Raw genomic sequence first — 13281 nt, 5'->3', positions numbered from 1 at the left:
GAAGGAGAGTTCCGGAACATGAAGAAGTCCATCAGAAGAGTCGCCCTCGTGGCGGGCGCCGGTGCGGCCGCGTTCGCCATGTCCGTCGCCCCCGCCTCCGCGGTCCCCTCCACCGTGTGGACCGTCACGCCGTCGCCGGCCAACTTCACGGCGACGAACAGCGGGAACATCGTGCTGACCGCCAACATCCCGATGACGTGTACGACGTCGACGGCGACCGGCACGATGTCGAGCGCCACGGGCAACCCCGCGACCGTGGGGAGCATCAACGCCATCAACTTCGGCACCGCGTCCTCGCCGTGCACGAGCGTCCTGGGCAACGTCACCACCACCCCGACCACGCCCTGGACGGTCGTCGCGCAGGACTACACCGCCTCCACCGGTGTGACCAAGGGCTACGTCGGCAACGTCAAGGCCAAGATCACCATCGGCGCCTGCCTGTTCAACGTGCAGGGCAAGGCGTCCGGCACCTACACCAACTCCACCGGCATCCTCGCGGTCAACAGCGTCGCCGGCGAGCTGGTCGTCACCTCGGCCACGGGCTGCGGCACGGTGGTCACCACCTCCACCAAGCCCACCTTCAAGGGCAACTACGCGGTGAAGAAGACCGGCACGACGACCATCCCCAAGATCGTCGGCTCCAACCCGTAAGCGGCGTCACCCAGGACGGCTCGCGAACGTCCGGCCGGTCACCCCGGTCCGGGCCCCGCGGGCCGTCCGCCGTCGGGCGGCGCCGTCCCGTGCCGCCCCACCGCGCCACCGCTCCGGCCGCCGAGGCCGCGCGCGGCGCACGAACCCCCGAGCGGAGCGACAGATGAGAGGCCCCCGCACCGGACCCCGGCCCACGGCCCGGACGACGGCCCCGGCCCGGACGACGGCCACGGCCCCGAACCGCCCCCCGGCAGCCGGACCCGCCCGTGCCCACGCCCGCGGCGCGACGATAGCCGCGTTCGTGGTGCTGGCCGCAGGGCTGCCCGCCGCGGCAGTCGCCGCCGGTGCGCAGGAGGTCGACGCCGCGCTGCCCTACACCTGCTCGCTGCCCTCGGGGCGGCAGCCGGTGACGGTCCGGGTGACGGCCCGCTTCCCGGACCGGGTGGCGGCCGGCGAGCCCATCCGGCCGACGGACGTCACGACCGCCGTGGAGCTGCCGGAGGCGGCGGTGCGCGACCTCGCCGCGCGCGGCGCGTCGGTGGAGCGGGCCGAGACCCGGCTCGGGGTGCGGGTCGCGCAGAACGACAACACCGCCGAGGCGACCTGGCGCGGCAGCGTGCCCCCCGCGGCGCTCCCCCCGTCCGGCCCGCTGACCCTGACCGCCACCGGGGACGTCCCGACGGTGACCGGGCAGAGCGCCGGCGACCTGACCCTCTCCGCGGGCGCTCTCTCCCTCGACCTGTCCCTCGCCGCCACCGCGGAGACCCCGAGCGCCGCGGCCACCGGCACACCCTCCGAAGCGGCGACGGCCACCGGTCCCAGCACACTCGGCGTCGAGTGCGCCCTCGCCGAGGACGCCCCGGGAGACGGCCTGCTGGCCACCGTGCCCGTCGGCCCCGCTCCGGGCGACGGCTCCTCCTCGCCCTCCCCCAGTGACACGCCGTCCGCCTCGGCCACCGGGACCGACCCCGGCACCCCGGACGAGCCGGGCGAGGACCCCGCCGGCCGGCCGGACGAAAAGGGGCCGACGGTGGCCGACCCCGCGCCAGGCGGTCCGGCGCCCGCCCGCGAGGCCCCGCCGTGCAAGTACGGGCCCGACTACCCGATGCGCCCGATGTCGCTGAACGCGTACATCACCGGCTACAACAACGTGAACAAGCTCAAAGGCGCCCAACTGTTCCCGGTGTCCTGCACCTTCATCGAACAGGGCGACGTCCTGTTCACCCCGAAGCCGGACTTCAGCGGGGGCTACCTGACCCAGCACTCGACCGGCGACCTCTTCAACCAGGGCCGCAAGCAGAGCCGGCCCGTGGAGGGGACCTTCCTCACCTTCGGCTTCACCCCGACCAAGGCCAGGATCGTGCTGGAGGAGACCGGCCAGCTCACCGTCGACTCCGTCGGCGAGACCGACTTCGTGTTCACCTCCACCGACACCTACATCCGCGTGCCGCTGGTGGTGCACATGCTCTCCCTCGAGGTCAACGGCACCCCGCTGGACGTCGGTCCCGACTGCCGCACCGAGCGACCGCTGTACTCACCCGAACCGGAACCCGCCAAGCACCCCGGTGACCATCTCGTGCTGTTCGGCCGGGGCGAGCAGGTCAGCGGCCAGGTGGCCACCGGGTACCAGCTGCTCTCCGGCGGCCCGCTCACCGGCACATTCACCATCCCCGCCTTCACCGGCTGCGGCACCGGCGGCGAGGATCTCGACCGCCTGCTCACGGCGTCCATCTCCGGACCGGACAACTACATCAAGCAGATCCAGGGCCAGACCTGCTTCGCCGCCGCGGACGTCCTGAACCCGCTCGAATGCACCCCCGACGGCCAGCCGCTCAAGGTCCCCGTGCCGGAACGCTGAGCCGCCCGTACCAACCGCCCCGTACGCCCTCCCCCTCCCTCCTCGCGGAAGGCCACCTCATGAACCGCCTCACCCTCGGCGCCCGACTCGCCACCGTCACCGCGCTCGGCACCGCCCTCGGCGCCTTCGCCTCCGTGGGCACCGCGACCGCGGCCGGCGCCCAGCTGAACGGCGAGTGGGCGCCCTTCACCCGCTGTCCGGTGGACGCCCCCGACATGCTGGCCGCGGACGGCGTGGCCCGCACCCCGCAGTGCGTGGTCTCCAGCTCGCCCAGCGGCTCCATCAAGCTGGGCAACACCACCGTGGTGACCGGCAAGACCAACCTCCAGATGGGGATCGTGCAGAACTCGGACGGCACCAGCAAGGTGCTCGCCCCGGCCGACGGCGCGCTCGTCGCCGACCCCGCGACCGTTCCCGGCGGCCTCCTCGGCCTGATGTGTCCGAGCAACGTCCCGGCGATCAGCGCGATCTGCCGGGCGATCACCGACTCCAGCCTGAACAAGATCACCGCGACCGTGCAGTCCGTCGGCGCGCCCTACGACTTCAACCAGAGCGCGGGCGCCGTGACCGACGTGCAGATCGTCGCCATCCCGGTCCGCATCCACCTGGAGAACCCGTTCCTGGGGAGCAACTGCTACATCGGCACCAAGTCCAACCCGATCACGCTGCGCCCCAAGAACCTCGACTACCCGGAGTTCGGGCTGTCCTTCTTCAACGGTGACGGCGCCGTCGCCGACGACGGGGAGCTGAGCCGCCTCGCCCTGACCGGCGCCCCCCAGGGCGACGCGACCTTCGCCGTGCCCGGCGCGAGCGGCTGCGGCCTCGGCCTGCTCGGCCTGGTCGACGCCGCGGTCAACCTCAAGACCGGGCTGCCCTCGGCCGCGGGGAAGAACAGCCTCACCCTGAACAACGCCTCGACCTACCTGGCCGGCCTCACCGCGCCCGGCACCGCGGCTCCCGACGCGGGCAAGGTGCTCGCCCGCGACTGGCACTCGGCGGTCAGGTGACGCGAGCCGTCAGACGCCGTCCGACGGCCGGGTCCCGCCCGGCCGTCGGGTAATGGCCGCGCACCGGTGATTCTCAGCCGTCCCGATGGTCGCGCCGCGTCCCGGTGCACCGAAATGTGCACGGACTGTGTACGCCCCACCGAACTTCGTTTAGCTTCAGCAGCCCAGGCAGGCAGCACGTGACGGCAAAGGGACGGCGACTCATGCCTTCAACCGCCAGGGCACCGGAGGTCGGTGAACCGCTCGAACCCCTCCCGAAGGAGTTCGCGGCCTTCATGCGTCCCGAGTTACCCGGCCTGATGAAGGAGATCCGGATCGAGGTCACCCGGGCCTACCCGGTCTACGGGCGCCTGCTCAACGGGCCGAACGCGGGCGCCATCCGGCAGGGCGTGGAGCAGGCCCTGTCCGCCTTCGTGGACCGAGTCGACGAGCCGGGCAAGAACGCCGCGCTCCGCGACGAGCTGCTGCGCAAGTTCGGCCGGGTGGAGGCGTACGAGGGCCGCGAACTGGACACCCTGCAGGGCGCCTACCGGCTCGGCGCCCGCATCGCGCTGCGCCGGGCCAAGGCCGTGGGCCAGCAGTACCGGCTCTCCCCCACCGTCATCCTCGCCTTCGCCGACGCGCTGTTCGCCTACGTGGACGAGCTGGAGGCGATCTCCCGGGAGGGCTACGTCGAGGTGCAGTCGCGGGCCTCCTCGGAGGTGCCGGCCCAGCGCCGGCGGCTGCTGCACCTGATCCTCGCCGCCCCGCCGCTGCCCCAGGCGCTGCCCGGCCTCTGCGAGGCAGCGGCCTGGCCGCTGCCGGCGGAGGTCACCATGGTCGCCCTGCGCTCCCCCGTGCCCGAGCACCTGGAGGCGGGCCTGGCCGGCGATGTCCTGATGGACCTGGACATCCCCCAGCCGCATCTGCTGATCCCCGGCGGCCTGACCCCCGAGCGGCAGGCGATGCTCGACGCGGCGCTGGTCGGCGGGACGCAGGGCGCGGTGGGCCTGACCGTGCCGCCGGCCCAGGCGGCCGACTCGATCCGCTGGGCGCGCCGGGTGCTCCAGTTGGCCGACGAGGGGGTGGTGCCGGACGCGCCGCTGCTGCGCTGCGAGGACCACCTGGTGACGCTGTGGCTGCTCTCCGACCCGCCCCTGGTGGCCCAGCTGGCGGCCCGGGAGCTGGCGCCGCTGGACCAGCTGCCGGCCAGCCGCCGGGACCGGCTGGTGGAGACCCTGCGGGTGCACATCTCCACCCGGGCGCCCGCGGAGCAGGTCGGCGACATGCTGGGGGTGCACGCGCAGACCGTGCGCTACCGGCTGCGCAACCTCGACGCCCGCTTCGGCGACCGCCTGGCCGACCCGGCCCACCGGTTCGCCCTGGAGGCGGCCCTGCGCGCGCTGCACCTGCGCGGAGGCGCGGGCGGAGCCGGGGGCCCGGGGGGCCGCGAGGAGTAGCCCGTACGGACCGAGGTCTATCGCGGGCGGGGCGATCACCGGAGACTGGGAACGTGTTCTACTACCTGCTCAAGTACGTCCTGCTCGGCCCGCCGCTGCGCCTGGCCTTCCGCCCCCGGATCGAGGGCCTGGACCATGTCCCGGACTCCGGGGCGGCCATCGTGGCGGGCAACCACCTGTCCTTCTCCGACCACTTCCTGATGCCCGCGGTGCTGCGGCGCCGGATCACCTTCCTCGCCAAGGCGGAGTACTTCACCGGACCGGGCGTCAAGGGCCGGCTGACCGCGTTCTTCTTCCGCAGCGCCGGGCAGATCCCGGTGGACCGCTCCGGCAAGGAGGCGGGGCAGGCGGCGGTCCGCGAGGGCCTCGGCGTGCTGGCCCGGGACGAGCTGCTCGGCATCTACCCGGAGGGCACCCGCTCGCACGACGGGCGGCTGTACAAGGGCAAGGTCGGCGTCGCCGTGATGGCGCTGCGGGCCGGGGCGCCGGTGGTGCCGTGCGCGATGATCGGGACCTTCGAGGCGCAGCCACCTGGCCGCAAGGTGCCGCGGCTGCGCCCGGTGACGATCCGGTTCGGCGAGCCGCTGGACTTCTCCCGCTACGCGGGCATGGACGGCGAGAAGGCGGTGCTGCGCGCGGTCACCGACGAGATCATGTCGGCGATCCTCGCCCTGTCAGGGCAGGAGTACGTCGACCGGTACGCGGCCGACGTCAAGGCCGAGGCGGCGGAGGCGGCGGCCGGGACACGGCGAAGGGGCCGGCCGGGTCTCCCCGGCCGGCCCCGACGGTGAACCGGCTACGGCTTCGGCGTGGCGTGCGGCGCGCAGGTGACGTCGCGGGCGTCCACCTCGCCGGTGAGCAGGTAGGTGTCGACCCGGTCGTTGACGCACGGGTTGACCAGCCCGGTGACGCCGTGCGAACCGGCGTCCCGCTCGGTGATCAGGCGCGAGCCCTTGAACCGCTGGTGCAGCGAGACGGCGCCCTGGTACGGGGTGGCCGCGTCCCGCTTCGACTGGACGATGAGGACCGGGGGCAGGCCTTTGCCGGTCTTCACCTCCAGCGGGGTCTGCTGGCGGACCGGCCAGGTGGCGCACGGCAGGTTCATCCAGGCGTTGGCCCAGGTCATGAACGGGTAGTCGCGGTGCAGCCGGGTGTTGTCCCGGTCCCACTTCTGCCAGCTGGTCGGCCACTTGGCGTCGGCGCACTCCACCGCGGTGTAGACGGCGTTGCCGTTCTCCGCGGAGATGTTGCCGGCCGTGTCGGACAGGTCGGGCGCGGCGGCGTCGACGAGCGCCTGGGTGTCACCGGCGACGTACTTGCTGAACACCGTGGCGACCGGGACCCAGGAGGAGTCGTAGTACGGCGCGCTCTGGAAGAAGGAGATCAGCTCGGCCGGGCCGACGACCCCGCCGAGGGGGTGCTTCTCCGCCTTGGCGCGCAGCTTCAGCCACTGCTTCTGGACCTTGGCGCGGGTGTTCCCGAGGTGGAAGGCGGCGTCGTTCGCGGCGACCCAGTCCTGCCAGTCCTTCCAGCGGCCCTCGAAGGCGATGTCCTGCTCCAGGTTGGCCTGGTACCAGATGTTGTCGCGGTCGGGGTTGACGACGCTGTCGACGATCATGCGGCGCACGTGGCCCGGGAAGAGGGTGCCGTAGACGGCGCCGAGGTAGGTGCCGTAGGAGACGCCGAGGTAGTTGAGCTTGCGCTCGCCGAGGGCGGCGCGGATGACGTCGAGGTCGCGCGCGGTGTTCGGCGTCGTCATGTGCGGGAGCATGGCGCCGCTGCGGTCGTAGCAGCCGTCGGCGTACTCGGCGGCCAGCTTGCGCTGGACGCGCTTGTCGGCCTCGGAGCGCGGCACCGGGTCGAGCTTGGGGGCCTTGACGAACTCCTGCGGGTCGACGCAGGAGATGGGCGCGGAGTGGCCGACGCCGCGGGGGTCGAAGCCGATGAAGTCGTAGGCGTTCGACACCTTCGTCCACAGCGGGTTCTTCGTCGTCACCCGGGTCGGGAAGCGCATGCCGGAGCCGCCGGGGCCGCCGGGGTTGTAGACGAGCGCGCCCTGGTAGTCGGCCCTGCTGCCGGTGCTGAGGGCGCGGTCGACGGCGAGCTTGATCTTCTTGCCGTTCGGCGCGGCGTAGTCGACCGGCACGGTGACCCAGCCGCACTGGATCGGCTTGGCCAGACCCCAGTCGGCGGGGCAGTCCTGCCAGTCGATGCCGGCCTCGGCGGCGCGCTGGGCGGCGAGGGCGACGCCGCGGGCCTCGCTGGTCCGGCCGTTGCCGCTGCCGGCGGCGGGGCCGGCGCTGGCGACGGGCGCCGAGACGGCGCCGGCTATCAGAGTGGCGGTGACGAGCACGCCGGCCGAGCCGAGTGCCGTCTTCCGCCGCAGTCTGGTCTTGCTCAAGTGGCCCTCCCCGTACAGGTTCACGACAAGTAGGGGGATCCTCGCGGCTGTGCGTCGCCTGAGAACAGGGCTGGGTGCGGTTCTTTGCCAATCCGATAAACGGAGAAAGTCGTTCGGTCGGCGGTGGCTCAGGCCGCCGCCAGGGCGGCGAGGCCGGCGTCCAGCAGCGCGCGCAGCCGCAGGGCGTCCGGGGCGACGGCCGTCACCAGCGCCGCGGGGCCGGCCAGTGGCAGGACGGCCGCGCCGGGCGCGAAGGGATCGGCCGCCGGGGGCCGTTCGACGAACTCCGGCCGTACGACGAGAAGCTGGCCGACGGCCCGCATCCCGGCCAGGCCGGCGGGGCCGTCCCAGCCGCCCGGGGCGCCCGGGCCGCAGGCCAGCTCCTGGTCGAGGACGCACCGGCCGGCCACGCGCACGGTCAGCCGGCTGGTCAGCAGCCCCGGCTCCTCGCCGCTGCGGCCGAGTACCTGCTCCTCACGCAGCACCAGGCGCCCGCCGGCGGCGACGTCGGCGCGGGTGGTGACGCGCAGATCGCTGTCCCGGACGGAGATGAGCTGTTCGGGCAGCCAATGCAGTTCGGCGTCCTCGGCGACGGTGAGCCGGACGTCGTAGCGCGCCTCCGCCTTGTCCTGCCCGGGCAGCGCGAGAGTGGCGGCGGCCGAGCCGACGCGCAGCCTGGCCCCCGGCTCGGCGCCGGCGCGCACCGTGAAGCGGTCGCCGCCGAGCGGCCCGCTCATCGCGCCGACCAGGGTGACGCGGGCCTCGGTGCCGCCCGCCCGGGTGCGCCGCACCGCGAGCGGGCCCTCGCCCTCCAGGACCGGCAGTCGGGTGGTGCCGCGGCCGTCCGCGCGGGCCAGGATGCGCGCCCGCGCCCGGACGCCGGCCGGCGCGGCCGGGGTGGCCGGGGTGGCGGGGGCCGTGCAGGCGGCCGGGGCGCTCACGCCGTCCACGCGGTGAGCCGCCCCCGCACCCAGTCGGCGACCTCGCGGACGCCGTCCTCGCCGCGCAGCGACTGGAGCACGACGGGCAGGTCGCCGCGCTGCGCCTTCGCGTCGGCCGCCATCCGGGCGAGGTCGGAGCCGACGTGGGGGGCCAGGTCGGTCTTGTTCACGATCAGCAGGTCGGCGGTGGTGACGCCGGGGCCGCCCTTGCGCGGGATGTCGTCGCCGCCCGCGACGTCGATCACGAAGATCTGGGCGTCCACCAGGCCCCGGGAGAAGGTGGCCGTGAGGTTGTCGCCGCCGGACTCCACCAGGACGAGGTCCAGCGGACCCGCCTCGTCCTCCAGGTCCTCCACCGCCTCGAGGTTGGCGGAGATGTCGTCGCGGATGGCGGTGTGCGGGCAGGCACCGGTCTCGACGGCGCTGATCCGCTCGGGCGGCAGCACCGCCTCACGGAGCAGGAACTCGGCGTCCTCGCGGGTGTAGATGTCGTTGGTGACGACGGCGAGCGACAACTCCTCCCGCAACGCCCGGCACAGCGCGGCGACGGTAGCGGTCTTGCCGGACCCGACGGGCCCCCCGAGCCCGATCCGCAACGCCCGGCGGGTGCCGTCGGGGCGGCGGGCGTCGGCGCTCACCGCTGCCGTGTGGTCGTGTGTGTGGTCGAGGTGCATGGGGATCAACTCCTGGTGACGCGGGGGCGGGTCTGGATCGCGATGCGTTCGGGTCTACGAGGCGAACAGCCGTACCGGCCAGGCCGCGTGGGCCTCGGCGCCCAGCTCGAGGAGGGGGGCCGAGGGGGCCGGCAGGGTGTCGGGGCCGTCGGACGCGGCGGTGCGGGCCGCCCGTACGGCGTCCTGGGCCACGCGGTCCACCTCGGGTGCCAGCCGGGCCAGTACGGCTGTCGCGTCGAACGGGTCAAGGCCGAGCAGCCGCACCACGGCCGTCGCCGGGCCGCCGACCCCCTCGTACGCGGAGCAGTACGCCGCGTCCTCGGGGCCGAGTCCGGCGGCGCGGGCGGTCACCCCGAGGACGACCGGCTGATGGGCGCCCTTGGGGAACAGCGCGGCCAGCGCGTCGAGTTCTTGGTGCGGCCAGGTCGCGCGGGCGGCCCGCATCAGCTGCCGGCCGAGCCTGCGCGCCGCCAGCCGCAGCGCCGGCGAGGGCGTGCGGGCGTCGGCCGCCTCGTCGAGGGCGACGGGGTCGGCGCCGAGCGCCGCCGCCGCGGCGAGCGACGCGGTGACGAGGCCGGTCGTGTGCAGCCGGCCCCGGCAGAACGCGGCAAGGCTCGCGGCGTCGGTGACGCGGCCCGCCTTGACCGCGGCCTCCGCCCCGCCGGAGTGGGCGTGCCCGCCGGCGGGGAAGCGGCCGTCGGCCAGGACGAGCAGGGCGGCGCGGCTCATGGACACCTCATGGACGACTCGCCCCGCTCAGAACAGGAAGTACCGCTGGGCCAGCGGCAGTTCGGCGACGGGTGCGGGCTCGACGAGTTCGCCGTCGATGGTCACGGCAAAGGAGTCCGCGGCGACCTCGACCCGCGGCAGGGCGTCGTTCTCCCGCATGTCCGCCTTGGTCCGCCCGCGGGTGGACCGGATAGGCACGAGCGACCGGGACAGGTTCAGCCGTTCGGGCAGCCCGTCGGTGATGGCCTGCTCGGCGACGAAACCCAGCGAGTTGGCGGCCGGCGCCGTGCCGTACGCGCCGAACATCGGCCGGGGCAGGATCGGCTGCGGGGTCGGGATGGAGGCGTTGGCGTCGCCGATCTGGGCGTAGGCGATCTGCCCGCCCTTGAGCACCAGTTGCGGCTTCACGCCGAAGAAGCGCGGGTCCCACAGGACCAGGTCGGCGAGCTTGCCGGTCTCCACCGACCCGACCTCGTGCTCGATGCCCTGCGCCACGGCCGGGTTGATGGTGTATTTGGCGACATAGCGACGTGCCCGCCGGTTGTCGGCCCGGGTGTCGCCCGGCAGGAAGCCGCGACGCCGCTTCATCACGTGCGCGGTCTGCCAGGTCCGCATGATCACCTCGCCGATGCGCCCCATGGCCTGGGAGTCCGAGGACATCATGGAGATGGCGCCGAGGTCGTGCAGGATGTCCTCGGCCGCGATGGTGCTGGGCCGGATCCGGGACTCGGCGAAGGCGAGGTCCTCGGGCACGGCCGGGTTCAGGTGGTGGCAGACCATCAGCATGTCGAGGTGCTCCTCGACGGTGTTGACGGTGTGCGGGCGGGTCGGGTTGGTGGAGCTGGGCAGCATGTGCGGCAGCGACACCGCCGTGATCATGTCGGGCGCGTGCCCGCCGCCCGCGCCCTCGACGTGGAAGGCGTGCAGCGTGCGGCCGGCCACGGCGGCGAAGGTGTCGCCGACGAACCCGGCCTCGTTCAGGGTGTCGGTGTGCACGGCGAGCTGGACGCCGGTCTCCTCGCACACGTCCAGGCAGGCGGAGATGGAGGCGGGGGTCGCCCCCCAGTCCTCGTGGATCTTGAAGCCGAGGATGCCCGCGCGCACCTGGTCGCGCATCGACTCCTTCGACATGGTGCTGCCCTTGCCGAGGAAGCCGATGTTGACGGGGCTGGACTCCAGGGCCGCGAACATCCGCGCCACGTGCCAGGAACCCGGTGTCACCGTGGTGGCCTTGCTGCCCTCGGCAGGGCCGGTGCCGCCGCCGATGAGGGTGGTGACGCCCGAGGCGAGGGCCTCGTCGATGAGCTGCGGGGCGATGAAGTGGACGTGGGTGTCGATGCCGCCGGCGGTGAGGATCTTGCCGTTGCCGGCGATGACCTCGGTCTCCGGGCCGATGACCAGGTCGGGGTGGACGCCGTCCATGGTGTCGGGGTTGCCGGACTTGCCGATGCCGGTGATCCGGCCGTCGCGGATGCCGACGTCGGCCTTGACGATGCCCCAGTGGTCGAGGACCACGGCGCCGGTGACGACGGTGTCCGGGGTGCCCTCGGCGCGGGTGGCGCGCGACTGGCCCATGGACTCGCGCAGCACCTTGCCGCCGCCGAAGACGGCCTCGTCGCCGGAGCGCCCGGGGCCGCCGCAGCGGTCCTCCTCGATCTCCACGAGCAGGTCGGTGTCGGCGAGCCGGATGCGGTCGCCGGTGGTGGGCCCGAACAGGTCGGCGTAGGCGGCGCGGGAGAGGTCAGGCATCGAGGGCACCTCCGGTCTCGCCGCGCAGGCCGAGGACGACACGGGCGCCCGCGAGGGGTACCAGCTCCACCTCGACCGGGATGCCGGGCTCGAAGCGGACGGCGGTGCCGGCGGGGATGTTCAGGCGCTTGCCCCGGGCGAGCGCGCGGTCGACGTCGAGGCCGGGGTTGGCCTCGGCGAAGTGGTAGTGGGAGCCGACCTGGACGGGCCGGTCGGCGGTGTTGAGCACGGTGAGCCGGGTGACCTCGCGCCCCTCGTTGAAGGGCACCGGCTCGTCGGCGAAGAGGATCTCTCCGGGGATCACGACCGGCCCCGTCAGATGATCGGCTCGTGGACGGTGACGAGCTTGGTGCCGTCCGGGAAGGTGGCCTCGACCTGCACGTCGTGGATCATCTCCGGGATGCCCTCCATGACCTCGGCGCGCTGGAGCAGCTTGCGTCCGGAGGCCATGAGTTCGGCGACGGTGCGGCCGTCGCGGGCGCCCTCGAGGATGTGCGAGGTGATGAGCGCGACGGCCTCGGGGTGGTTGAGCCGCACCCCACGCGCCCGACGCTTCTCAGCCACATCGGCCGCCACATGGATGAGCAGTCTCTCCTGCTCGTGCGGGGTCAGTTGCACGCGTCCCACCTCACAGAACCTCACGTCGGACCACCCCGGTCCGGCTGCCGCGGCCACCGCGACGGTCCAAGATGTAACACACAGGCAAGCAGCGGAATGCGCCTGTCGCTACACGGAAAACCGCAGGTGGATCGGTGTGAGAGTAGGTTTCTCAGGTTTCCGGCGCATCACCAGGTTTTGACCGACTGATTACCGCTGCCAGGGACGGGGGCCCGAAGCGGCCGGAGTTGAAACGAGCCGAACGACTTACCCCCTTTCGGCGTAGCGACACCACCGATTTCCGAAGGGTCGCGGTTGCGTGCCGCGTGCACTCATCTTCCGGAATGAGCCCTTCCGTTACTGCTCCGGGCATCTGCCCCACCGGTCGCAATGCCTCGAACGGGATGATGGCCACCCGATCGGGCGAGTGGTGAGTAACAACACAGAAGCCACGTTCCGTTGGGATTTTCCGACTTCCATGGGACAAGATCCGTGACTGACGACAAGCCCCCGCCGCACCGGCGGGGCGATCCGGGCGGACGCCGAGTCCTGCCGCCGTCCGGGTGTCCTGGTCGACAGGAGTGGATCGGCAGGAGTGGAGGACCCGAGCACGACGGGTCGCCGGAACGGTTCCGACAGGACCGGCCCGAGCGTCCCTTGGGGTGAAGCCGCGCACGCGCGGCCGGGCTACTTCGCCAGCCCGAATCCGACAGGTCATCCTTCACAGGCGGCTGACGAAGGGTTGCGCATGTCTGCGCTCAATCGTGTCCCGTCGCTGATGGCCCGGGCCGGCACGGCGTCCGCGCTGACCATCGCCGCCGTGGGCGGCTCGATCGCGGTCCCGGGTGCCGCCTCCGAGGCCGCCGCGGCGACGCACGCGACGAAGGCCCTCCAGATCGCGGCGTCCAAGAAGGGCGCGCCGTACCGGTACGGCGCCATAGGGCCGAGCCGGTTCGACTGCTCGGGGCTGACGCTCTACTCGTTCAAGAAGGCCGGCAAGAAGCTGCCGCGCACCGCCGCCCAGCAGTACAACAAGACGCGCCACGTCTCCGCCAAGAGCCGCAAGGCCGGGGACCTGGTGTTCTTCCACTCGGGTCGCGGTGTCTACCACGTGGGCATCTACGCCGGCAAGGGCAAGCTCTGGCACGCGCCCAAGACCGGTGACGTGGTGCGGCTGCAGAAGATCTGGACGAGCAGCGTCTGGTACGGCCGGGTGAAGTAGGCCCGCGCCGGTG

The 13281-nt window shown here is 73.0% G+C and carries 13 protein-coding genes and 1 riboswitch; of the genes, 6 read left to right on the top strand and 7 right to left on the bottom strand.

All coding sequences use genetic code 11. From position 1 onward, the window contains the following. Positions 1–18 precede the first annotated feature (18 nt). From ACGFZL_RS09325 to ACGFZL_RS09305, 5 genes are all read left to right on the top strand, one after another. Complete coding sequence (locus ACGFZL_RS09325) at positions 19–651, top strand: hypothetical protein (protein ID WP_393690285.1); 633 nt, start codon at positions 19–21, stop codon at positions 649–651. A 301-nt stretch (positions 652–952) separates the two neighbouring features. Then, on the top strand, positions 953–2509 hold the full coding sequence (locus ACGFZL_RS09320) for a DUF6801 domain-containing protein (RefSeq protein ID WP_393690284.1): 1557 nt from the start codon (positions 953–955) through the stop codon (positions 2507–2509). Between the two features lie 59 nt (positions 2510–2568). Beyond that, positions 2569–3516: a hypothetical protein gene (locus tag ACGFZL_RS09315; RefSeq protein WP_393690283.1), complete on the top strand. Its 948-nt coding sequence runs from the start codon at positions 2569–2571 to the stop codon at positions 3514–3516. A gap of 203 nt (positions 3517–3719) precedes the next feature. Further along, on the top strand, positions 3720–4955 hold the full coding sequence (locus ACGFZL_RS09310; RefSeq protein ID WP_393690282.1) for a helix-turn-helix domain-containing protein: 1236 nt from the start codon (positions 3720–3722) through the stop codon (positions 4953–4955). A 53-nt stretch (positions 4956–5008) separates the two neighbouring features. Next, entirely contained in the window at positions 5009–5746 is a 738-nt protein-coding gene (locus ACGFZL_RS09305; protein ID WP_393690281.1) for a lysophospholipid acyltransferase family protein, read from the top strand. Between the two features lie 5 nt (positions 5747–5751). Here ACGFZL_RS09305 and ACGFZL_RS09300 read toward each other — a convergent pair whose 3' ends face one another. The 7 genes from ACGFZL_RS09300 to ACGFZL_RS09270 form a co-directional block, all read right to left on the bottom strand. Next, the gene (locus ACGFZL_RS09300; RefSeq protein WP_393690280.1) at positions 5752–7356 is read right to left on the bottom strand and encodes an alpha/beta hydrolase; all 1605 of its coding nucleotides are present in this window, start codon (positions 7354–7356) and stop codon (positions 5752–5754) included. 128 nt (positions 7357–7484) lie between these two features. Continuing rightward, complete coding sequence (locus ACGFZL_RS09295) at positions 7485–8297, bottom strand: urease accessory protein UreD (protein WP_393690600.1); 813 nt, start codon at positions 8295–8297, stop codon at positions 7485–7487. After that, positions 8294–8971 carry an urease accessory protein UreG gene (gene ureG, locus ACGFZL_RS09290; protein WP_355175777.1) on the bottom strand — a complete coding sequence of 226 codons (678 nt, stop codon included), beginning with the start codon at positions 8969–8971 and terminating at the stop codon, positions 8294–8296. Before ureG ends, ACGFZL_RS09295 begins: the two co-directional genes overlap by 4 nt. Positions 8972–9025: 54 nt before the next feature. Next, positions 9026–9700 carry an urease accessory protein UreF gene (locus ACGFZL_RS09285; protein ID WP_393690279.1) on the bottom strand — a complete coding sequence of 225 codons (675 nt, stop codon included), beginning with the start codon at positions 9698–9700 and terminating at the stop codon, positions 9026–9028. A 27-nt stretch (positions 9701–9727) separates the two neighbouring features. Further along, positions 9728–11449, bottom strand: coding sequence for an urease subunit alpha (locus tag ACGFZL_RS09280; RefSeq protein ID WP_393690278.1), 1722 nt, complete (start codon positions 11447–11449; stop codon positions 9728–9730). Continuing rightward, positions 11442–11753, bottom strand: a complete 312-nt coding sequence (locus ACGFZL_RS09275; RefSeq protein WP_355175780.1) for an urease subunit beta — start codon at positions 11751–11753, stop codon at positions 11442–11444. The genes ACGFZL_RS09280 and ACGFZL_RS09275 overlap by 8 nt, the downstream gene beginning before the upstream one ends. An 11-nt stretch (positions 11754–11764) precedes the next feature. Beyond that, the gene (locus ACGFZL_RS09270) at positions 11765–12067 is read right to left on the bottom strand and encodes an urease subunit gamma (RefSeq protein ID WP_355175781.1); all 303 of its coding nucleotides are present in this window, start codon (positions 12065–12067) and stop codon (positions 11765–11767) included. Between the two features lie 509 nt (positions 12068–12576). Beyond that, positions 12577–12791: riboswitch (cyclic di-AMP (ydaO/yuaA leader) on the top strand. Between the two features lie 3 nt (positions 12792–12794). Here ACGFZL_RS09270 and ACGFZL_RS09265 point away from each other — a divergent pair. Beyond that, entirely contained in the window at positions 12795–13268 is a 474-nt protein-coding gene (locus ACGFZL_RS09265) for a C40 family peptidase (protein WP_355175782.1), read from the top strand. Positions 13269–13281 lie beyond the last annotated feature (13 nt).

Source organism: Streptomyces sp. NPDC048182, from assembly GCF_043202555.1.
Classification (GTDB): Bacteria; Actinomycetota; Actinomycetes; order Streptomycetales; family Streptomycetaceae; genus Streptomyces.
Note: the sequence above shows the minus strand (reverse complement) of the source record. Positions and strands in the feature narration are given on the sequence as shown.